The following is a 21,277-nucleotide window of genomic DNA, read 5'->3' as shown; positions in this document are numbered from 1 at the left end:
CGTACCCTGGGCCGACCGGCCGCGCGGGGTCGACTACTACTTGCGGCGCCCGTGGTTACCGGGATTCGCTGACCAAAAACGTTTGGAATTGCCACATATCGGCATCGGCTAGCTCACTGCCGCCATTGAAAGGGTCGACGAAGTTCTTCAGCGGCGACCAGTCGACCGGCTGCGATATGAACGGACCGAGGTAGGGCATCGCGTGTTCCAGAACGAAACGGTGCGGCAGGTCGTCGGGCAGGCAGACACCGCGCTCGGGTTGCTCGATCGCGTATTGCACCGCCGCAAGCAATCCCGCGGCGACTTGGACCGTGGTCGCGTTCTGGTGTGGCACGAGTTCCCGGGACTCATCGATGTCGAGCAACGAACCGATCCACCAACTACCGAACGGGTGGCCCATCAGCAAGCAACCTAGTTCGTCGCGCCCGCTGATGATGTCGTCGCCCATGATGCGGTGTTTGGGCTGCAGCACGTAGTTGCGCATGTGCATCTCATGCAGGCTCGCAATGGCGGCATCGGCCGGGCAGTAGGCATAGTGCACTGTCGGCCGGTACACCACGATGCCGCCGGTTTCCACGGTGAGCGATTCCGAGATCGAGAACGCCTCTCCGTGTCTGATCACCATGCCGACGATGTCGCCCGACGGCACCCACGATCGTACCCAGGTACGGCAGCCGGGCCGGGCCAGACAGATCTGATTGCCTGGACCGCGATCATGGGTCTGGGCCCCCGGCGGCAAGGTGCGTTCGTGTGTGCCCCAACCCATTTCAGCGGGTGCGATGCCCTCTTCATAGAAGCCCTCGACCGACCAGGTATTGACGAATTCGTTGACCCGCTTGGGTTCTGCGCTGATCTGGGTATCGCGTTCGGAAATATGGATCACGGCGACGTTCAGGTGCTGCGCCAGACGGTTGTAGGTGCCGGTTCGCCTGGCCGCCTCGACGAGGTCACGTCCCCGCCCCGCGGTAGCCCGCTCGGCCAGCCACAGATCGGCGATGTCGTCGAGTGCCGCCTTCACGAAGTGCGATACCAGGCCAGGATTGGCGCCATGGTCGAGAACCGCCGTTGGCCCCTTGTTGCCACCCCATGTGGCATACATGTCACGCAGCGCCATCTGTCGTGCGTAGAGAGTCCGCTGCACCGGCGGTTCGGTGCCGAAACCCGCATAGGGATCCCATAATTCGACCGATGCGTTGACGTAACGGACACCATGTGAGTGACACCAGTCGAGTAGCGCCGCGGTCTCGAGGTTCCAGGCCAGGTCGACGATAAGGTCTCCGGGGCCGACGTGCTCGGCGAATATTCGGGCGTAATTGTCCTTGGTGATCCGCTGCTGCAAGAAGTGAGCACCTTGGTCCTTGACCCAGCGCGCGTCATCGCCCGGATCGCCGAAATCGATAACGGTGTAATTGCCCGGATCGAGCGGCACATGTTTGAACAGCAGCGGCAGTGTGCATCGCGAGACGCTGCCAAGACCGATGACGAGGACGCGGCCAGGGACAAAACTCACAGCGAGCAAACCTCTTCCAGGTGCTCGGCGCTCTCAGGCTGTTCACTAACCGGTATGCAATGCAGCGGCAGCGGTTCGAAACCATTGAACGCCGCGCTGCAGTAGACACTCGTATAAGCACCGGCACTGAGCATTGCCAGGACATCGCCCGGTTGGAGGCCAAGGGGAAGCTGGTACTTGTTGCGTTCGTACATGATGTCGGCACTGTCGCACGTCGGGCCGGCCAGAACCACTGGGCCGCTGCGGCTTTCGTCGCGGTTGGTAACGATGCGATAGCGAATGGCCTCGTCTAACGTCTCGGCCAAGCCGCCGAACACACCCACGTCGATGTACACCCAGCGTTCGTCGTCTTCATATCCTTTGCGCGACGCCAAGATGACTTCGCTGAAGAGCACACCGGCGTCACCGACGATGTAGCGGCCGGGTTCCACCATCAGCCGCGGCAGCCCAGCCGGAAAGCGAGCCCCGAGTGCGTCCCGAATGGCCTTGCCATAGACCGCGATCGGCGGAATCTTGTCGACATACTGGGCAGGGAATCCGCCGCCCAAATTGATCAGGTCGAGGTTGAGCCCCGCCGCGGCGGCACGGTCGAACACCTTGCGGACCCGCCTAAGCGCTTTCCCCCACTGCGAGACGTCACCCTGCTGGGATCCGACGTGAAAACTCACGCCGCGCGGATTGAGGCCGAGGTCACGGGCCCGTACCAGGAGATCGGCGGCCATATCGGAGGCACAGCCGAACTTTCGGCTCAGTGGCCATTGCGCCCCCTGCCCTGAGGTGAGAATCCGGCAGAAGACGTCGCTGCCCGGCGCTTCCTCGGCGACCTTTTCCACCTCGCCGCAGCTGTCCACGGCAAACAACCTGACCCCGCGCTGGAATGCGAACCGGATGTCGCTGCGCTTTTTTGTCGTGTTGCCGTAGGACAGCGATTCGGGTCGCGCACCAAGGCGCAGACACAGCTCCACCTCCGCCGGGCTCGCCACATCAAAGCAGGACCCGAGCCGGGCCAGCAACGCGATCACTTCGGGCTGCGGATTGGCCTTGACCGCGTAATAGATATCCGCGTGCGGAAGCTCTTTGGCCAGCGCCCGGTACCGCGCTGCGACGACATCAAGATCCAGGATCAGACACGGCGTGACCGGTGTTTTCTGACTCACATACTCGGCCATCCGTGGGCTCAACGAGCCCGTCGGCCAACGCTTCTCGCACCAACCCGGGGTACGGACCGACCTTGATGTCAATTCAATCGTCATATAAGCGAGATACTCCTGAGGCGGCGGGAGTAGTCAAACGACTACCAGATTGGGTATGGTAGTCACATGACTACCAAATCGGCAACCCCGGCCCGGAAGATGCCTAAGGGGCGCGAACGGATGGTGGCTGCAATCCTGGACGCCGCCAGCGACTTGTTCGCCGAGCGCGGCCCGGCAGCGACATCCATCCGAGACATCGCCACTCGCTCAAAAGTCAACCAGGGGTTGGTGTTTCGTTACATCGGCAATAAGGAGCAGCTGGTCGGTGCGGTGCTCGAACACCTGGGCACGAATATGGCCGAGGTGCTGCACTCCGAGGCGCCCGCCGACGTCGTCGACCGGGCCGTGGATCTACACATGCGGGTCTTGGCCCGCACGCTGCTCGACGGCTATCCGGCCGACCAGCTGCAGAAATCCTTCCCGACCGTCAACCAGCTCCTCGACAATGTGCGTCCGCGCCATGACAGCGACGCGAGCGCCAGGATCGCAGTCGCCAATGCGCTTGCGCTGCAATTCGGTTGGCGGCTATTCGAACCCGTGCTGCGCAAAGCCACCGGCATCGACGACCTGAGCGAGGCCGAACTGCGGCAGGTCATAGGAGCCGAGCTGTCCCGGATCGTCGAACCGCATCGTCCGAAAGCCCGACGGGCACGTGCAGCACGCTGACCGCCGGAGCCGCGTTGGCGTGAAAGTGCGCCACCATCGATGAGGGACAGCAGCCGAAAACCGGTGTTGATGATCTTGTTCGCCACCCTGATGGCCTCGACGGGCGACGGCGTTTCGATAGTTGCCTTTCCCTGGCTGGTATTGCAACGACAAGACAGCGCGGGCCAGGCGTCGATCGTTGCCTGTGCGGCCGCGTTGCCCCTGCTGTTCTCTACGCTGATTGCCGGCACCGCGGTGGACTACTTCGGCCGCCGACGGGTTTCGCTGGTCTCCGATTTCTTGTCCGGTACCTCGGTGGCCGCCGTTCCGACTATCGCGTGGCTGTTCGGCGGCAGCGCGGTCAATGCCGCAGTGCTGGCTGTGTTGGCGGCGTGCACCGCCGCCTTCGGCCCAGCGGGAATGACGGCGCGCGACTCGATGCTGCCCGAGGCCGCCGCGCAGGCGGGCTGGTCGCTGGACCGGGTTAACAGCAGCTACGAGGCGATCATCAACCTGGCCTTCATCGTGGGTCCGGGGATGGGCGGCTTGATGATCGCCACAGTCGGCGGCGTCACCACGATGTGGATCACCGCCGCGACGTTCGCCGCGTCCATCCTCACCACGGCCCCATTACGGCTGGACGGCGCCGACAAGCCGAGTCATACGACGCGTCCACAAGGGCTGGCGTCCGGCATCACCGAGGGGCTGCGTTTCGTCTGGAGGCTGCGGGTGCTGCGCGCGCTGGCACTCATTGATCTGTGCGTCACCTCGCTGTACCTGCCAATAGAGAGCGTGCTGTTTCCGAAGTACTTCACCGACCGGCACCAGCCCGCCCAGCTGGGTTGGGTATTGATGTCACTCGCCGTTGGTGGTCTGGCAGGGGCAGTGGGCTACGCGGTGTTGTCGAAGCAGATGCGCCGGCGTCCGGTGATGCTGGTCGCGACGCTGACTCTGGGTGTGGCGATGGCGGCGATCTCAGTGCTACCGCCGTTGCCGGTTATCCTGCTGCTCTGCGCGGTGATCGGGCTGGTCTACGGGCCCATGCGGCCGATCTACAACTTCGTGATGCAGACCCGGGCCCCGCGCCAGCTGCGCGGCCGGGTGGTCGGGGTGATGACCTCGCTGCCCTACGCCGCAGGCCCGCTGGGCCTATTGCTGGCCGGTCCGTTGACCGACGCGGCAGGACTTACCACGACATTCCTGGCGCTGTCGGTGCCGATCACGCTGACCGGCCTGATTGCTTGCGCGCTGCCTTCGCTGCGCGAATTGGACCGCCCGTCCCCCGAGGCGAGCCGCCCGGCACCGGTTGTCGCGGTCTGTTGAGCCGCACTGTCACCCACTGTTTCTCAGCGCGCTGGCCAGTCCATTCATCGTCAGCAGGATGCCACGCTGCACCAATTCGTCGTCTTCACCGCCGCGATAACGGCGCAACAACTCCACCTGCAGGTGATTCAGCGGCTCCAGATATGGGAACCGGTTGAACACCGAACGCGCCAGCGCCGGATTGTCGGCCAGCAGGTCATCCTCGCCGGTGATCCGCTTGTACATTGCGATGGTTCGGTGATGCTCGTCGACGATCTTGTCAAAAACCCTGCGCCGCAACGATTCGTCGGCCACCAGCTCGGAGTAGTGCGCGGCCAGACCCAGGTCGCTCTTGGCCAGCACCTGCGCCATGTTGGAAAGCACGCTGCGGAAGAAGGGCCAGCGCTGATATAGCTCGTGCAGCGTTGCCAGCCGTTCTTCTTCGCTGTCCGAGCCTGCCCCTATCCACTGCTCAAACGCCGTACCGGTGCCGTACCAGCCCGGCAGCATCACTCGCGACTGGCTCCAGGCCAGCACCCAGGGGATCGCGCGCAGGTCCGAGATCGACTCGGTCGGTTTCCGTGACGTCGGCCGGCTACCGATATTCAGCGACCCGATCTCGCTGACCGGTGTGGAAGCCTTGAAGTACTCGACGAAACCCGGTGTGTCATGGACCAATTCGGCGTAAGAACGCTGCGCCAGGGTGGCCACCTCGTCGAGAACCGCATACGCCGGCTCGGCCGCCTCCCCGAGGCCCTCGACATCCAGCAGCGTCGATTCCAGGGTGGCCGCCAACAGGCTCTCCAGATTGCGCCGCGCCACCTGCGGCTCGGCGTACTTGGCGGCGATCACCTCACCCTGCTCGGTGAGACGCAGCGAGCCGTTCACCGCTCCGGGTGGCTGCGCCAGGATGGCCTGATAACTCGGCCCCCCGCCGCGCCCGACGGTACCGCCGCGACCATGGAAGAGCCGCAACCGGATTCCGTTCTTGCGGGCGGTTTCCACCAGTGCGAGTTCGGCGCGGTAGACCGCCCAGTTGGCGGCGAGATACCCCCCGTCCTTGTTGGAATCGGAGTACCCGAGCATCACCTCTTGAGATTCTCCACGGGCCGCGACGAGCGCCCGGTACAGCGGAAGTTCCAGCATCGCCTGCAGAATGGTCGCGCCGTTGTGCAGATCGTCGATCGTCTCGAACAGCGGCGAGATGCCAACCGGACAATACGGTTCATCGCCGGAGGCGTCCAGCAGGCCGCCCTCTTTCAGCAGGATCGCCGCTTCCAGCATGTCCGATACCGATCGGCACATGGAGATCACATAGTTGGGAACGGCTGCGGGACCGTATGTTTCGACCGCATGGGTGGCGGCTGCGATGATGTCCAGCTCGCTTCGGGCCAGGTCGGAGAGGCGCGCCCGGTCGCCGATCAGTGGACGGCGGGTGCTGAGTTCGGCGACCAGCAGCTCGACGCGCTGTTCTTCGGGCAGCGAACTGTAGTCCGGGTGCACACCGGCCCAGGCCAGCAGCTCGCCGACCACCTCCTCGTGCACGTCGGAGTTCTGCCGCATATCCAGGCCGGACAAGTGGAAACCGAAGACGTGCACGCCTTCTCGCAGCAAGGCCAGCCGGTCGTCGGCCAGCAGCGCGCTGCCGTGCATACGTAGCGACGCATCGATGACGTCGAGATCGCTCCGCAATTCGGCGGGCGTGGCATACCGCGACAGGCCCAGATCGAGCAGATGCTGCGGTTGCTGATCCAGAATTTCGTTGGCCGTCGCGCTCAAGCGGGCGCGGATCACCCGCAGCGCGCGCCGGTACGGCTCGTCGGCACGGGCGTTGTCCTCGCATCCCTGGGCCAGTGCGGCCAGCTCGTCGGTCACCTTCAGCAGCCGCGACGACATCGACAACTCCTGCTCGAGTTGGTCGAGTTCGGCCAGGTAGTGCGACAGCGCGGTGAACGCCGCGCCGCCGGAGGCCAGCCGTACCACGTCGGCGGTGACGTTCGGGTTTCCGTCGCGGTCTCCCCCGATCCAGGAGCCGGGCTGCAGGATAGGCCCGGACAGCAGATCGGCCTCCGGCCAGCGTTGCCGCAGGGCCTGCCGCACTTCGGCGTTGACCTGCGGAATCACCTCGAAGAACGCCGACGGGTACAACCGCAGCCCGACGGCGATCTCGTCACTGATCTGCAGTCGGGAAAGCCGGATCAGGGCGGTCTGCCACAAGGTCAGCACCTGGCGGCGCAACTCCGATTCGACGGGACGGCCGTCAGCGGTCTCGGTGTGCCCCTCCGCGTGCAGCCGCATCAATTCGGTGATGCGGTGCTGGGTGACGAACACGGTGCGCCGCCGGGTTTCGGTGGGATGTGCGGTGATGACCGGAGAAACCAGCGCACCTTTGAGGGCCTCGGCAACGGTGTCCGAATCCAGTTCGGCGCCATCAAGTTTCAGGTAGGTCGCGGCCAGGCTCGAGTCTTGCGGCGGCTCACCGGCGGCGACGTGAACACCGCGGCGGCGCTCTCGGTGGATGTCCTCGGCGACGTTGGCCAGCAATGCGAAATGCGTGAACGCGCGGATGACCGGCAGCGCCTGATGGATATCGATGCCGTCGAACATGCGCGACATTTCGGTGCGGTCGATCTCGGAGCGCCGCACCCGAAAAGATTCCACCCGAGCCCGCTCAACGAGTTCGAACACCTCGTCGCCGTTCTGCTCACGGATGGTGTCGCCGAGGATGGCGCCGAGCAATCTGATGTCGGCGCGCATCGGCTCGGTCGCCTCGCGTCCGACTTTCGTCCGGTGGACGTCGCCGATGGGTTCCAGTGCGCTGTCGGGAGCCTCAACCATGTGACCCAGTATCGGTGCCGATCGGATACTTCGCTCCTTCTGGTAGGTCAGCGACCGACGCACGAGGGCGGTCGGTTGTTCCGGGAAACGCCAAAACCTCATCGCGAACTGGCTACCGTGTAGCCACCTGTCGAGATCCATGTTCGGGCTTGGGAAGGGACGGCGATGTCGTACGTTTTGGCTGCACCGGAGATGTTTACAGCGTCGGCCACGGACTTAGAACGCCTGGGCTCGGCTTTAAGCGCGGCAAATCTGGCAGCAGCGCTTCCGACTACCAGTGTGCTGAGGGCCGGAGCGGATGAGGTGTCGTCAGCGGTGGCGTCGCTGTTCTCCGGGCACGCGCAGGCATATCAAGTGCTGAGCACTCAAGTTTCGACATTTCATAAACAGTTCACACAGGCACTGAGTAGCGCCGGAGGAGCGTATGCAAGCGCTGAGGCGGCCGCCGCCTCACCCATGCAGGACCTGCTCAACGCGGTCAATGCACCCGCCCAGACGCTGTTCGGGCGGCCGCTGATCGGCGACGGCGCGGCAGGCACCGCCTCGAACCCCAACGGAGGGGCGGGCGGATTGCTCTACGGCAATGGTGGTCACGGCTGGGACAGCACCACGGCGAAGGTGGCCGGCGGCCGGGGCGGCGACGCCGGCCTGATCGGAGCCGGCGGGGCCGGCGGGACCGGCGGCGCCAGTGCGGCCGGCGGCAGCGGCGGCCACGGCGGAGTGCTGTACGGCAACGGCGGCGCCGGCGGCAACGGCGGCAACGGGTTGACCTCCCCAACCGCCTCAATCAACGGCGGCAACGGCGGTAACGGCGGCGCCGCCGGACTACTCGGCAACGGCGGTAGCGGCGGCGCCGGCGGCGTCGGTCGGCTGGACTTGTCCACTGCCAGCGCCGGGGTCGGCGGCAACGGTGGCAATGGCGGTACCGCCGGACTGCTGCAGGGCATCGCCGGAATCGGTGGACAAGGTGGCGCCGGCGGCGACAACGGCATCCTGATCGGAGGCACCGGCGGCACGGGCGGCAACGGTGGCGCCGCCGGGTTGTTCGGTGACGGCGGTGCCGGCGGGGCCGGCGGCGCGGCCGGGAACGGCAACACCGGTGCCCTCTCCGGCTTTGGCGGTACCGGGGGCCACGGCGGCGCCGGCGGGACGGGCGGGATGCTATACGGCCACGGCGGCGCCGGCGGTTCCGGCGGCGCCGGTGGGGCCGGCGGTACCTTCCTCGGCAGCGGCGGCACCGGTGGCGTTGGTGGTAACGGCGGCAATGCCGGACTGTTCGGCGACGGGGGGACGGGCGGAACGAGCGGACAAGGTGGCGCCGCCACCAGCGGCTCGGGCATCGGCGGTGCCGGCGGGACCGGTGGATCTGGCGGCGCCGGCGGGATCCTGTCCGGCAACGGTGGGACCGGTGGAGCGGGCAATGCCGGCGGCAAGGCCGCGGGCAATACGGGCACCGGCGGAGCCGGCGGAGCCGGCGGGACCGGTGGTGTCGCCGGGATGCTGTACGGCAATGGCGGCGCCGGCGGGATCGGAGGGACCGGCGGCGCTGCTCCGGGCAATAACGGTGTTGGCGGGAGCGGTGGAGTCGGCGGGGCCGGCGGTGACGCCCAGCTGATCGGCGCCGGCGGCACCGGTGGCGTAGGCGGCGCCGCGGGCGAGGCTGTCAACAGCAGTCAAAGCGCAACCGGCGGGAGCGGCGGCAACGGAGGCACAGGCGGGTTGCTGTACGGCAATGGCGGCAATGGGGGCGGCGGCGGCCAGGGCGCGATCAACGTCGGTGCCGGCGGCAACGGCGGCAACGGCGGCAACGCTCGACAGATCGGTAACGGCGGCAACGGCGGCACGGGCGGCTCCGGTGCTCCCGGCGGCGTCGGCGGCAACGGCGGACAGTTGTTCGGCACGCCCGGAGCGCCGGGGTAGACCCCAACCCCCGTCAGATCGCGATCAACCGGCCGTCAGCGTCAGCGGTATTTGATCAGCAGAGCCATACCGATGATGCTGACCAGCCAGATGCCGGTGATGAACAGCGTCAACCGGTCCAGGTTCTTCTCCACCACGGTGGAACCAGACAGGCTTGACTGCACGCCGCCGCCGAACAGCGTCGACAGACCGCCACCCTTGGCGCGGTGCAGCAGCACCAGCAACACCACCAGCACGCTGGTGACCACCAAGGTGATCTGCAGAGCCAATTCCATGACCGGCAGCCTACCAAGCCCGGGCAGCGGTCCTGCTGACCGCGACGAGAATGCGCCCGTTCAGCCATCCGATAGCCAAGTGGAATGCGCTTTGTGAAACGGGAATTATGCAATCCGCTTTTCGAATAGTGGGCGGCCTTCCCGAGCAGCCGATGGCTTGTAAAAATTTTGTACATCGCCGCACTGCAGCTGGGGTGCCGCGCGGGCCCGGCTGTCCAAGCTTTGTACATAGCGACGGTCATTCATCAAATTGCCCCACGAAATTAAAATCATTCACCAAAGATATTGTTGATCGTGGCGATACTCCGTGGGATTTATGGTCCGGCAAAAGTAATAGCCGGTCCTCGGAAAGGGTGTCGCTAACGACAAAGAGCCCGAGTCGCCTGGACCCCTGAGTTCAACACAAGTCACACGCCCGCACCGGGCCTACATGAGTTCCGGCGTGGCGTTCGGCCGCGCCCAGCTGGGCCGCATACACCGCACCCGACCAAGGAGGCATCGAGCAATGTTCACCGATTTTGCGATGTTACCGCCGGAAATCAACTCCCAGTTGATCTACACCGGCCCGGGGTCGGTCTCACTGCGGGCCGCCGCCAAGAGCTGGGCGCGGGTTTCCACCGAATTGCAGGCCACCGCGCAGGGCTACAGATCGGTGATATCGGAGCTCACCAGTTTCCAGTGGCAGGGTCCGTCGGCGATGGCGATGATCGCCGCAGCGGTCCCCTATATCGAGTGGCTCGATGCCACCTCCGCGCACGCCCAGCAGACTGCCGTGCAGGCTACGACGGCCGCGCTGGCATACGAGCAGGCTTTCGAGATGACCGTGCCACCGGAGGCTGTCGCGGCCAACCGCGCGCAGCTGATGTGGCTGATCGCAACGAACTTCTTCGGTCAACACGCGACGGCGATCGCCGCCACGGAGTTCGCTTATGCGCAGATGTGGGCCACGGATGCCATCGCGATGCACGACTACGCCGGAACCTCCTTGGCCGCAATGACATTGACGCCATTCACCTCCCCACAGCAGACGACCAACCCAGCCGGCCTGCCGGCGCAGGCCACGGCAGTTGCCCAAGCCACTGCGGGCGCCGTCGCCGACGACGGCAACTGGATCGGGGACCTGCTCATAGAGATCGGGACGTTACTCATACCGATCGCACCCGAGCTGACGCCATTTCTCGTCGGGGCAGGCGAATTCATCAACGCGTTGCCGATGCCCTCTATCGTCAGCGACGATTTCACCTTCCTCGACGGCATCATGGCTTTCTACGCAACGATCAGCTCGATCAACAACATCAATTCGATGGGTACCGGGCTCATTGGGGCGGAGAAGAATTTGGGCATCCTGGGCGCCGCCGCAGCTCCGGCGGCCGACGCCCTGCCCAGCGAGCTCGGACCACTGACGAATTCGGTCAAGACCATCGCCGATGCGGTGTCCCGGGGCGGGCTGGGCAGCGGACTTGGCGAGGTATCCGCGACATTGCGTGGCTCCGGTTACGTCGGGCAAATGTCGGTGCCGCCTTCGTGGACCGCGCCCGGGGTCAACCCGGTAAGGGCATTACAGGGCACCCCGATGACGACGCTGCCGGCCGGCGACGTTGCCGCGCCAGGGGTGCCGGGGATGCCGGGGCTGGCTCAAACGGGGACCGGACGCGGTGGCGTCGTGCCCCGGTACGGTGTTACGCCCAGGGTGATGTCACGCCCACTCGCGGGCGGGTGACCGCCGGCCGGCAGCGGCGGGGCGCCTAGGGCAGCGGCCCACCGGCGGCGATGGCCGCCAGCGTGGCGAATTGCTCCCCGTCCAGGGATGCGCCTCCGACCAGGCCGCCATCGATGTCGTTTTGGCCGACAAGCTCGCCGACGTTCTTCGCGTTCACCGAGCCGCCGTAAAGCACCCGCACCGATTCAGCAATCTCCGATGAGGCCAGCGATGCCAACTCCTGCCGGATGGCCGCGCACACTTCTTGGGCGTCCGCTGCGCTGGCGACGCGCCCGGTGCCGATCGCCCAGACCGGCTCGTAGGCGATGACGACCTGGGAGATCTGCTCGGCCGACAATCCGGCCAGCGAGCCACGTAGCTGTTCGACGTTGTGGGACACGTGGTTTCCGGCCTCGCGCACCTCGAGGTGCTCCCCGATGCAGACGATCGGCGTCAGCTCGTGCTTGAGCGCGGCCTTGGCCTTGGCGGACACCAGTGTGTCGTCCTCGTTGTGATACGTGCGCCGCTCGGAGTGCCCCACGACCACGAAGCTGCAGCCCAGTTTGGCCAGGAACGCACCGCTGATTTCACCGGTATAGGCGCCGGAGTCGTGTTGGGAAAGATCCTGGGCACCATAGGTCAGCCGCAGCTTGTCGCCGTCGACCAGGGTCTGCACGCTGCGCAGGTCGGTGAACGGCGGGATCACCGTCACATCGACCTTGTCGTAGTACTTGTCCGGCAACGAGAACGCGATTTTTTGCACCAGCGCGATCGCCTCGAAATGGTTGAGGTTCATCTTCCAGTTGCCGGCGATCAGTGGCTTGCGGCTCACGAATTCTCCTCCCCCATTTTTTGGTCGGGCTGCTCGCGGCCAAGCACCTGAATGCCCGGAAGCGCTTTGCCCTCAAGGTATTCCAGCGATGCGCCGCCGCCAGTCGAGATGTGCGAGAACGAACCCTCCGAGATGCCGAGGGCCCGCACCGCGGCCGCCGAGTCGCCGCCGCCGACCACGCTGAAAGCTCCCTTGCCGGTCGCGGTGACGATCGCCTCGGCCACACCCCTGGTACCCGCGGCATAAGCCGGGAATTCGAACACGCCCATCGGCCCGTTCCAGAAGACGGTCTGGGCGTTGGACAACAGCTTGGCGAACCGCTTGACCGAGCCCGGCCCGATGTCCAGGCCCATCAAGTCGTCCGGGATGGCGCCTGCTTCCACGGTCTGGGGTGGCGATTCGGCGTCGAACTTCTCGGTCACCACGATGTCGACCGGTAGCCGCAGCACGTCGTGGTAAGTGTCCAGTAACCTGCGGCAGGTGTCGATCATCTCGGTCTCCAGCAGCGACTTGCCCACCGAAAACCCTTGTGCCGCCAGGAAAGTGAAGCACATGCCGCCGCCGATCACGATGCTGTCGGCTTTGGTGGCCAGCGACTCGATAACGCCGAGCTTGTCCGACACCTTCGACCCGCCGAGCACCACCGCATAAGGCCGCTCGGTGGAACTGGTCAACTGCTCGAGCACCTTGATTTCGTCGGCAACCAATTTTCCGGCGTAGTGCGGCAGCAGCGTCGCGATGTCGTAGACCGAGGCTTGCTTGCGGTGCACCACGCCGAAGCCGTCGGATACGAAAGCGCCTCCCGGGCTGACCAATTCGGCCAGCTGTTCAGCCAGCGCAAGGCGCTGGCCGTCGTCTTTGCTGGTTTCGCGCTTGTCGAAGCGGATGTTCTCCAGCAGTAGGACGTCGCCGTCAGTCAGGCCTTCGGCGCGGGCAAGCGCGTCAGTGCCCACGACATCACCTGCCAACTGCACGTGCCGGCCCAGTTGCTCGCCGAGCGCCGCGGCGACCGGCGCCAACGACAGCTTCGGGTCGGGCCCGTCCTTGGGACGTCCCAGGTGAGCGGCGATAACCACCCGGGCGCCGGCGTCCAGCAGCGCTTTCAGCGTCGGCACCGATGCGGTGATCCGGCCGGGGTCGGTGATCGCGCCGTCCTCGTCTAGCGGGACATTGAGATCGGAGCGCACCAGCACGCTGCGACCCGCAACACCTTCGGCGACAAGGTCTTTGAGAGTTGGGATGGTCACGGTTAGAGCGACTTGCCGACCAGCGCGACCAGATCGATGAGCCGGTTGGAGTAACCCCACTCGTTGTCGTACCAGGACACCACTTTGGCCTGGTTGGCGATCACCTTGGTCAGGCCCGAATCGAAGATCGAGCTGTGCGGGTCGGTGACGATGTCACTGGAGACGATCGGCGCGTCGTAGTACTTCAAGATGCCCTTCATCGGGCCGTCGGCGGCGGCCTTCATCGCCGCATTGATCTCCTCGGCACTGGCCGACTTGGACAACTCCGCGGTCAGGTCGGTGACCGAGCCGGTGGGGATCGGAACCCGCAGCGCGTAACCGTCCAGTTTGCCCTTGAGGTTGGGCATCACCAGGCCGATGGCCTTGGCCGCGCCGGTGGAGGTGGGCACGATGTTGAGCGCCGCGGCCCGAGCCCGGCGCAGATCCTTGTGCGGGCCGTCCTGCAGGTTCTGGTCCTGGGTGTAGGCGTGAATGGTGGTCATCAGACCTCTGACGATGCCGAACTCGTCGTCGAGCACTTTCGCCAGCGGTGCAAGGCAGTTCGTGGTGCACGAGGCGTTGGAGATGATGTTCTGGCTGCCGTCGTACTTGTCGTCGTTGACGCCCAGCACGATGGTGATGTCCTCGTCGGTGGCAGGCGCAGAGATGATCACCTTCTTGGCGCCGGCGTCCAGATGGCCTTTTGCCTTCGCCGCGTTGGTGAACAAGCCGGTGGATTCGACGACGACGTCGACGCCCAAGTCGCCCCACGGGAGTGCGGCAGGGCCTTCCCTGACTTCGAGCGCCTTGATCTTGTGGGGCCCGACGACAATGGTGTCTCCGCCTTCGAGGCTGACGTCGTAAGGCAGCCGGCCCAGGATGGAGTCGAATTTGAGCAGGTGCGCCAACGTGTTGTTGTCGGTGATGTCGTTGACGGCGATTACCTCGATGTCAGCCCCCGCAAAACCGGGACCCTGCTCCTTCTGGGCCAATAGGGCCCGGTAGAAGTTGCGTCCGATTCGACCAAACCCATTGATGCCTACCCGGACCGTCACTTGTCTCTCCCTCGTGGTCTTCGGTTGAACAACTGCTGGCCGTCAGCCTAGATGAGCCGACCAAACCGCGACCGGGCTGGGCAGAAATGGTTGAAGGGCACCGACGGACGTATGTGACAACCATCCGTGATGCCCTTCTGAGCGAAACCTTATGTGATTCACCAAAGGCCCCGCGGTTAAACCGCCGCGGTGTGGCGCAAAGCACACCCCGAACCGGCCACGTAAGGCGCTGTGACAGCGAGCTATTGGCAGAATCGACCGCCTGAGCAGGCAACAAGAGCAGCCGGCAGAGTCCGCCGGCGGGTTTTATCCGGTTTATCCGGCTATCGCGGGCCAAACGTCACCATTTGGAAACGGCACGGTGCGGCGCGTGTTGAGTATCACGTCGGCGGCTAACAATTGGGCGGTCGTCAAGCAGCGACGTCGGTAAGACGCGGTGCTGCGTGGCCACATGAACGCGGAATAGGTGAGCGCGAATAAAAGGAGTTGACGTTGATGACGATCTTTGATCGATTCAACTTCAAAGTCATTGCTGCCGGCGCCGGCTTGTGCGGCGCTGCGATCTCGCTGAGCCCTGTTGCGGGGGCCACTCCGCTGATAACGGGCGGCGGATACGCGTGCATGCAAGGAATGTCGGGAGAGGGTGCACCCGCCGCGGGTGCCCCGGCAGCCGGCGGCGGAGGCGCAGGTGCGGCAGGTGGGCCGGCAATGTGCTGTGCCTACGGCGGTGCGGGCGGCGGCGGCGGAGCGGGAACCGGCGGCGCCGGAGGTGGCGCGACACCCGGCGGCGGAGCCACACCTGGCGGTGGGCCGGCGGCCGCCGGCACGTGCGCTCCAGGCGCCGCTCCACTCACCGACATGTCAGGCGTTCCGATGGTGGTGCCCGGGCCGGGCGGTGCAGCGGTGCCGGCGGGTGCCCCGCTGATTGCGGTTGTACCGGAAGTTGCACCAGTTCCAGGTGTTGCCCCCGTCCCGGCCGTCGCCCCGGTTCCGGCCGTCGCCCCGGTCCCGGCCGTCGCGCCGGTGCCGGCTGTCGCCCCAGTACCAGCGGTGGCGCCTATCCCAGCGGTGGCGCCCATTCCAGCGGTGGCGCCTATCCCCGCGGTGGCCCCCATCCCCGGCGTCGCCCCGATCCCGGCGGTCGCGCCGGTGCCGGCCGTCGCCCCCATACCGGGTGTCGCCCCCGTCCCGGCCGCCGTACCGGTGCCGGCGGGAGCTGCCGTAGCCCCCGTGCTGCCTGCTGGTACTCCGTTGGTGGTCCTCGGCGGTGCGGGTGCACCGCTGCCCGCCGGCGCGCCAATCATCGACATGTCCAAGGCCGGGAAGGAGCCGACGAGTCCGGCTCCGGCCGGCGGGCCCGCGCCTGGCCAGCCCATTTCGCCCGGACCTACGGGTGCGGCGGGCTGAGGCGGATCACCGGGGTTGACCGGCTAGCGCTTGCGCGACCAGCGCAGCGCCGACTCGGCCGCGTAGTAGCCGCTCAAGCCATGGATTCCGGCCCCCGGCGGTGCCGACTGGGAACAGAGGTAGACCCCGGGCACCCCGATCGCGTAGGGGTCAAGGGCTATGCGCGGCCGGAAGATTACCTGCAGCCGGTCATTGGCACCGCCGATTATGTCGCCGCCGATGTAGCTGGGGTTATAGGCCTGTAACTCGGCGGTGGATTTGCTAACCGATGCGACGACACGGTCCCGGAACCCGGGGGCGAACCGCTCGATCTGGTTCACCACAGCGGCGGTGGCGTCGCCGGTGTAGCCGAACGGCACGTGCGCGTAGGCGTAGATCGGGTTGATATTGCTCGCCGAGCGCGACGGGTCGGCTAGGTACTGCTGGCCCAGCAGGACGAACGGTCGTTGCACCATATTTCCTTGTGCGCGCTGGCGTTCGGTGTCGGCAATCTCGGAGAACGTGCCGCCCAGGTGAACGGTGCCGGCGCGCCCGCAGTCGGGATTGGTCCACGGAATATCACCCTCGATGGCGAAGTCCACCTTGAACGCCGAGGACCCCTCGCGGTAGCGCAGATACGAACGCCTGATCCGGCTGGGCATGCAATCGCCGTAAATCGCCAGCACCTGAGCCGGGCTGAGGTCGAGCAGGACGATGTCGACGTCGGGAATGTCGCGGCGGCAGCTGACGGTGACGCCGGTGGCGACGTCTACGCCGTGCGCCTCCAGGGCGGCACCGAGCGCCCGGGCGATCGATCCCGATCCGCCCTGCGCGACGGGCCAGCCGTAACGGTGGCCGCTGGCCAGGATCATCAACCCGAGCGAGGCGGTCAGCGGGCGGTCCAGCCGGGTGTAGACGTGCGCGGCCGCGCCGCCGTACAGCGCACGCGCCTGCTCGGTACGAAACCAGCGCGCCAGGAACGTGGCCGGCAGCACCGCACGGGGACCGAACCGGGCCAGCCGGATCGGGTGGCGCGGAATGTTGATCACCGGGCGAAGCAGGTCGGCGGCCAGCTCATCGAATCCTTCAGCAAGGTCGCCGACGGCCAGCCGCCACCGTTTGCCATCGGATCCCATTCGCGCCGCGGTCGCCTCGATCGACTGGAACAGCACACCGGCGGTGCCGTCATCGAGCGGGTGCGCGCAGTCGATTTCCGGCCACTGCCACCTCAGCCCGTAGCTTTGCAGGTCGATCTCCTGCCAGAACGGTGAACCCACGCCCAGCGGATGAAACGCCGAGCAGTGGTCGTGAATAACCCCGGGCACCGTCAATTCACCCGACCGCGCTCCCCCACCGATGGTGTCACGCGCCTCCAGCACCTGTACGTCAATACCGTTGCGTGCCAGGTGGATCGCCGCGGCCAGGCCGTTGGGTCCGGCACCTACGACAACCGCTTTGGTCATGATTCTCCGTGCAGAGCAGGTTGCGTCGTAAGGTGGACCGGGAACTCGTCACCCGGCTCGGGCCACGGCTGACGCGACGCCATGTCCGCGATGGTGACATAGCCCGCCTCGATCAATCCGGTCTTGGCGTCAAGGATGCGGTACCACTGCTTCTGAATATGGATCGGTTGGCCCTCCAAGACGATGACGCGAAGGTCGCCGTCCTCGAAGTTGCACCGGCGCTGTACCGCCTCAAGCAGCTGCTCGTTGTGCAGGTGACCTTCACCGAAGTTCCACCCGACCAGGGGTCCGGCGACAATCTCGCCCTCGCGGACCTTGTAGTCGGCCTCGTTGCTGATCGCTCGCGGTAACAGGCCATTGAGCGCCCGGCCATGGATATGCATCGCGCGGAACGCGCCCACCTTGTCCGCCATTACTTCGGCGGTCTCCGGGCCGTAGAGCCGGGCCAGCTGATTGACAACGAGCGCAGAGCTTTTAACCACGTCGGCATCGACCTTTTCCTCCGCGCCCGCCCGGAAGCACCACAGGCTGGTCGCCCAATTGCCGGCGTAGTAGCGCATCGCCGGCAGGAACGAAATCTTCTCGGGGAACATGTTTCCCGCGATTACGACGGCCACCGCGACGATAATGATGGCCAGCAGCAGCGGCGATCGAAGGTCGGTCGCCTTGATGGCGCCGTAGTGTCCGAATAGGTAGAACAGCGAGAAGATAAAGAACACGTTCCACTCCAACGGAACTCCCATCGGGAGATTGGAAATGATGTTGAGGTGGAAGATCACCATGAACCCGATGAGGAACCACCGCCACGGTTGATCGCCGGCGACGAACACCAGAACCGTCGGGACGATGAATTCCGCCGTGGTGCCCCCGACATGGGCCATCACCTTCGGCAACCAGGTGGGCCGTAGGTCGTTGATGTGGTCGCGGTAGAGCATGTGCTTTATCGGGTTGAACAGCTTGGGCCGCAACAGCGCGTTGTTGCTAGTCATCACTGCTACCACGTAAGGGAAATGGTGGTTGAGCTTCGAAGTCGCCGCCCCCCACCACAGGCAAAGCATGATGATCTTGAATGCCGCGATCTGATCGATGAACGGGAAGAAGAACACGAACAATTTGAGCCAGTAGTGCTCGCCGCGCGCGGCTAAGAAAATGGTTTTGTCGCGCAGACCCAGTAGCGCCAGCGACACGATGAGCGGGATCACCACGACGGGGTTGATCAGACCGACGTCACCGGTACCGGTGACCGAGCCGCCATGCCCGGGTGACAGCAGTGCCCACACCGCGCTGATCAACACGATTGCATAGAGGCCGACATCGACGACGGTACGCGAATCGCCGCGAGTAAAGGGGACCTTATCGGGCCACGCCGGTAGCCGAATTGTCTTGGGCCGCAACCAGTATAGAACCCCGCCGATCGGCGGCATGAACCGTCCGGTCAGCGGCCCGGACCCGCAGCCAAGGCCCAGCACCTCGAACAGCAGCGTGAAGACAATGACTTTCTGGTAGACGATCGGTTGTGTCCACCAGTCGGCGATGCGGCTCAGTCCCCCCAGCCCGGGTGTCAGCGAGATGATCGCGGCTGGGACCACGACGTAGAGGCCGATCTTCAGCAGATAGAGCAGATACACCGCATACGGTGTCCCGAAGCCGTGTTCAGCCCAGTGCCGCGTCACGACCTGTAGTCGCGCTGCCCGCGGCAGCGTCGGCCAGGTGCCGTGATCAACGTCCGGAAGTTCCGGTGACATGAATCCCATGGCGGCCTCGTTCCCGATAGGTGTGAAACCAGCTAGTCAATAAACTCTATTCGGAACCACAAGGCCGGCGGTCGATCGGAAACACTCGGGCGCTAGCCCGGGTGCATCCGGCCGCCGGTCAGCTCGGCAGGGCGCGATCATCGGTGTGCGGCGCGCCTACGCGAATGACATCCTGCGCGACCCCTCATTACGCGCGAATGCTTCCTCGGCGCTGCCGCCACACCAGATTCCTTGCGGTCCTAACGGATCCCCAGACCGCGCCCTCCGAGAGATCGGGGGAACCTCGTCCTAGCCATCAGGCGGAAACCGTCGCTGCAGGCAATCGATCAGCCTCTTGAGAGTTTGGCGGTCCCGCTCGTTGATGCCCGTCGGGCGCCGAAGGCCACAGGCGTAGTCACTGTGGCCGACGGCTTCAGAGAGGGCCTTGGCCCTCAGGTATTGGTCGATCCCGCGGTTCGTCCGGCGGCAGATCTGGCCGAGCACGCGCAGCAGGTAGTCCGTCTGGCGGTGATCGCCGGTGGCTGCTGGCTGGTCCATCTGCGCATCTCTCGACTAGGTGTTGCGGTGTGGGCATAGCTAACGCGCCGAAGCCGCTGGGCACCATATGCGCCGACGATGAAGCTCACCAGCGCTTTTGTGCGCGCAGCATGAAGACGGGCTAGTTGGCCGCGCGCAGCACTCCCGGAGCCATCCACCGGCAGACCTCCAACGCCATCTGCACCTTGAATGCGGCGTCGGGATCGTCGAGGTCCTGTCCGCACAGCTCCATCGCCTGGGCTATCCGGTACTGAATGGTGTTGCGGTGCAAGGTCATTGCCTCGGCGGCCGCAACATAGCTGCGGTTGCGGACCAGAAATTCGCGCAACGTCTCGCGTAGCCAGCCATTGCGTTCGTTGTCAACGCTGAGATCACCCAGCACATCGGCCACGAAGCGCCGCAACTCGTCGACGTCGCCGGCCATCAGCGCTATGGGCGCGAGATCACGAAAGAAAACGACTCGGTCTGCGGTCATGCCGCTGTCGGTACCGCTGCCGCCACCACTTCGGCCGCCCGCCAGAGCCACCGCCTTCACTCGTTCGGCCTGCATCAACGATGCCCGGAATCCGTGCAGTCCCTCTTGCACTCGGCCGCACGCCAGGCGCGCTCGGATGCCGGCGGATTCGAATGCCGTACGCAGTTTCGCCGGCTCCAGGGCGCGGCCGTCACGCACTGAGAACCACATTCGGGCCTCGTGTTCGTCGGTCGGTACCAGCAACGAATTGCCCAACGCGCCCAGCTCCGCGGCCAGCAACGAGCGCACCGAGTCGAAAATCGCCACCACCTCACCGGCGGGCACCGTCGCGTCCACCCACACCACCGCCGCGAGGTGTACGCCGTCCAACCGATAGCGCAGGGCCCGCTCCGCACGGGGCACGTCGACCGGGTTACCCGAAAGCACCTCGCCGACCCACCGCTGCTGCAGGCCGCTGCGACGGCTCAGCCAGCGATCGTGCTCATACTCATAGGCGACGATCAGCTGGTCGGCCACCGAGTCCACCAAGCGGGCGGAGCGATTCACCAGCTCGATGAGCGTGGGCACCCGCACCGCCGGCTCCAGAGACGACACCTGCTGCATCGCCACCTCCAGGAACCTCGCGTGTCCCAGCCGGTGCGCCCGCACCAGGCCGGACAGCGGCACATCTCGCTGCGCAGCCGCCCGCACGTACGCCAGCGCGGCCGCAGGGGCCTCGACCAGGGACGCCGGCACATCGCGATCCAGATAGTGGATGGCCGCGACGATGTTCTCGGTCAGGCTTGCCCGCCACAAGTCGGTCATCCGGGTGTCGTAATTCAGACCCTGAATCTCGGCCTTCATCTCGTCGAACAATTCGCCGATGAAGTCGTCGCGAATCAGCTGCATGTGCCGGGCGATCACCGATATGGGCCCGTAACCAACTTCGGCCACGTGACCCACTGTGCCCGCCAGTGCGGCTACGCGTGGGACTTTCGCCCGTGTTGCGGGGGGTGCCGATTGCGGTCGCTACGATCGAGTGACTCGACGGCAAGGGGGCCTCAGTGAGCGACAGCCCAGATAGCCCGGTTAATGACGACATCGGGAAATTCGACCCAGGCTTGACCC

General features: G+C 65.5%; 16 protein-coding genes. 5 read left to right on the top strand and 11 right to left on the bottom strand.

Annotated features, from left to right (window positions below):
* Nucleotides 1-55: 55 nt before the first annotated feature.
* Together AWC27_RS18950 and AWC27_RS18945 are read right to left on the bottom strand one after the other, a co-directional pair.
* Nucleotides 56-1,510 (bottom strand): saccharopine dehydrogenase C-terminal domain-containing protein, encoded by a 1,455-nt coding sequence (locus AWC27_RS18950; protein WP_085671895.1) that lies wholly within the window; start codon nucleotides 1,508-1,510, stop codon nucleotides 56-58.
* On the bottom strand, nucleotides 1,507-2,667 hold the full coding sequence (locus AWC27_RS18945; protein WP_211281670.1) for a type III PLP-dependent enzyme: 1,161 nt from the start codon (nucleotides 2,665-2,667) through the stop codon (nucleotides 1,507-1,509). Before AWC27_RS18945 ends, AWC27_RS18950 begins: the two co-directional genes overlap by 4 nt.
* A gap of 162 nt (nucleotides 2,668-2,829) precedes the next feature.
* Between AWC27_RS18945 and AWC27_RS18940 the strand changes: the two genes are divergently transcribed.
* Together AWC27_RS18940 and tap are read left to right on the top strand one after the other, a co-directional pair.
* Nucleotides 2,830-3,429 (top strand): TetR/AcrR family transcriptional regulator, encoded by a 600-nt coding sequence (locus AWC27_RS18940; RefSeq protein WP_085671894.1) that lies wholly within the window; start codon nucleotides 2,830-2,832, stop codon nucleotides 3,427-3,429.
* A 39-nt stretch (nucleotides 3,430-3,468) separates the two neighbouring features.
* Nucleotides 3,469-4,731, top strand: coding sequence for a multidrug efflux MFS transporter Tap (tap, locus tag AWC27_RS18935; RefSeq protein ID WP_085671893.1), 1,263 nt, complete (start codon nucleotides 3,469-3,471; stop codon nucleotides 4,729-4,731).
* A gap of 9 nt (nucleotides 4,732-4,740) precedes the next feature.
* On the opposite strand, the gene ppc is transcribed toward tap, so the two are convergent.
* A complete protein-coding gene (gene ppc, locus AWC27_RS18930) occupies nucleotides 4,741-7,548 on the bottom strand; it encodes a phosphoenolpyruvate carboxylase (protein ID WP_085671945.1) in 2,808 nt (935 codons plus the stop codon).
* A gap of 165 nt (nucleotides 7,549-7,713) precedes the next feature.
* Between ppc and AWC27_RS18925 the strand changes: the two genes are divergently transcribed.
* Nucleotides 7,714-9,468, top strand: coding sequence for a PE family protein (locus AWC27_RS18925; RefSeq protein ID WP_085671892.1), 1,755 nt, complete (start codon nucleotides 7,714-7,716; stop codon nucleotides 9,466-9,468).
* A gap of 41 nt (nucleotides 9,469-9,509) precedes the next feature.
* Here the strand turns inward: AWC27_RS18925 and secG are convergent, their stop codons facing one another.
* Nucleotides 9,510-9,743 (bottom strand): preprotein translocase subunit SecG, encoded by a 234-nt coding sequence (secG, locus tag AWC27_RS18920; protein ID WP_067408932.1) that lies wholly within the window; start codon nucleotides 9,741-9,743, stop codon nucleotides 9,510-9,512.
* Nucleotides 9,744-10,248: 505 nt separating this feature from the next.
* On the opposite strand from secG, the gene AWC27_RS18915 reads away from it, so the two are divergent.
* Nucleotides 10,249-11,463: a PPE family protein gene (locus AWC27_RS18915; RefSeq protein ID WP_085671891.1), complete on the top strand. Its 1,215-nt coding sequence runs from the start codon at nucleotides 10,249-10,251 to the stop codon at nucleotides 11,461-11,463.
* Nucleotides 11,464-11,488: 25 nt separating this feature from the next.
* Here the strand turns inward: AWC27_RS18915 and tpiA are convergent, their stop codons facing one another.
* Genes tpiA through gap form a run of 3 tightly spaced genes read right to left on the bottom strand, consistent with a single transcriptional unit; the run spans nucleotide 11,489 to nucleotide 14,555 of the window.
* Complete coding sequence (tpiA, locus tag AWC27_RS18910) at nucleotides 11,489-12,274, bottom strand: triose-phosphate isomerase (RefSeq protein WP_085671890.1); 786 nt, start codon at nucleotides 12,272-12,274, stop codon at nucleotides 11,489-11,491.
* Nucleotides 12,271-13,521, bottom strand: a complete 1,251-nt coding sequence (locus tag AWC27_RS18905; RefSeq protein WP_085671889.1) for a phosphoglycerate kinase — start codon at nucleotides 13,519-13,521, stop codon at nucleotides 12,271-12,273. The genes tpiA and AWC27_RS18905 overlap by 4 nt, the downstream gene beginning before the upstream one ends.
* Nucleotides 13,522-13,523: 2 nt before the next feature.
* A complete protein-coding gene (gap, locus tag AWC27_RS18900) occupies nucleotides 13,524-14,555 on the bottom strand; it encodes a type I glyceraldehyde-3-phosphate dehydrogenase (RefSeq protein ID WP_085671888.1) in 1,032 nt (343 codons plus the stop codon).
* A gap of 495 nt (nucleotides 14,556-15,050) precedes the next feature.
* On the opposite strand from gap, the gene AWC27_RS18895 reads away from it, so the two are divergent.
* Complete coding sequence (locus tag AWC27_RS18895) at nucleotides 15,051-15,962, top strand: hypothetical protein (protein ID WP_085671887.1); 912 nt, start codon at nucleotides 15,051-15,053, stop codon at nucleotides 15,960-15,962.
* 23 nt (nucleotides 15,963-15,985) lie between these two features.
* On the opposite strand, the gene AWC27_RS18890 is transcribed toward AWC27_RS18895, so the two are convergent.
* From AWC27_RS18890 to AWC27_RS18875, 4 genes are all read right to left on the bottom strand, one after another.
* On the bottom strand, nucleotides 15,986-17,404 hold the full coding sequence (locus AWC27_RS18890; protein ID WP_085671886.1) for a phytoene desaturase family protein: 1,419 nt from the start codon (nucleotides 17,402-17,404) through the stop codon (nucleotides 15,986-15,988).
* Nucleotides 17,401-19,158: a DUF3556 domain-containing protein gene (locus tag AWC27_RS18885; RefSeq protein ID WP_085671885.1), complete on the bottom strand. Its 1,758-nt coding sequence runs from the start codon at nucleotides 19,156-19,158 to the stop codon at nucleotides 17,401-17,403. Before AWC27_RS18885 ends, AWC27_RS18890 begins: the two co-directional genes overlap by 4 nt.
* 288 nt (nucleotides 19,159-19,446) lie before the next feature.
* Nucleotides 19,447-19,695 carry a hypothetical protein gene (locus AWC27_RS18880; protein ID WP_085671884.1) on the bottom strand — a complete coding sequence of 83 codons (249 nt, stop codon included), beginning with the start codon at nucleotides 19,693-19,695 and terminating at the stop codon, nucleotides 19,447-19,449.
* Between the two features lie 121 nt (nucleotides 19,696-19,816).
* Entirely contained in the window at nucleotides 19,817-21,103 is a 1,287-nt protein-coding gene (locus AWC27_RS18875; protein WP_085671883.1) for a PucR family transcriptional regulator, read from the bottom strand.
* Between the last annotated feature and the right edge of the window lie 174 nt (nucleotides 21,104-21,277).

Origin of the sequence: Mycobacterium szulgai (genome assembly GCF_002116635.1) — a bacterium.
GTDB classification, from domain to species: Bacteria; Actinomycetota; Actinomycetes; order Mycobacteriales; family Mycobacteriaceae; genus Mycobacterium; species Mycobacterium szulgai.
This window is presented reverse-complemented; position numbering and strand designations above follow the sequence as displayed.

What these genes read in the sequence shown, in the direction of transcription:
- AWC27_RS18940 (WP_085671894.1), top strand. Translation starts at nt 2,830, where the DNA reads ATGACTACCAAATCGGCAACCCCGGCCCGGAAGATGCCTAAGGGGCGC.
- tap (WP_085671893.1), top strand. Translation starts at nt 3,469, where the DNA reads ATGAGGGACAGCAGCCGAAAACCGGTGTTGATGATCTTGTTCGCCACC.
- ppc (WP_085671945.1), bottom strand. Translation starts at nt 7,548, where the DNA reads ATGGTTGAGGCTCCCGACAGCGCACTGGAACCCATCGGCGACGTCCAC.
- AWC27_RS18925 (WP_085671892.1), top strand. Translation starts at nt 7,714, where the DNA reads ATGTCGTACGTTTTGGCTGCACCGGAGATGTTTACAGCGTCGGCCACG.
- secG (WP_067408932.1), bottom strand. Translation starts at nt 9,743, where the DNA reads ATGGAATTGGCTCTGCAGATCACCTTGGTGGTCACCAGCGTGCTGGTG.
- AWC27_RS18915 (WP_085671891.1), top strand. Translation starts at nt 10,249, where the DNA reads ATGTTCACCGATTTTGCGATGTTACCGCCGGAAATCAACTCCCAGTTG.
- AWC27_RS18895 (WP_085671887.1), top strand. Translation starts at nt 15,051, where the DNA reads ATGACGATCTTTGATCGATTCAACTTCAAAGTCATTGCTGCCGGCGCC.
- AWC27_RS18890 (WP_085671886.1), bottom strand. Translation starts at nt 17,404, where the DNA reads ATGACCAAAGCGGTTGTCGTAGGTGCCGGACCCAACGGCCTGGCCGCG.
- AWC27_RS18885 (WP_085671885.1), bottom strand. Translation starts at nt 19,158, where the DNA reads ATGGGATTCATGTCACCGGAACTTCCGGACGTTGATCACGGCACCTGG.
- AWC27_RS18880 (WP_085671884.1), bottom strand. Translation starts at nt 19,695, where the DNA reads ATGGACCAGCCAGCAGCCACCGGCGATCACCGCCAGACGGACTACCTG.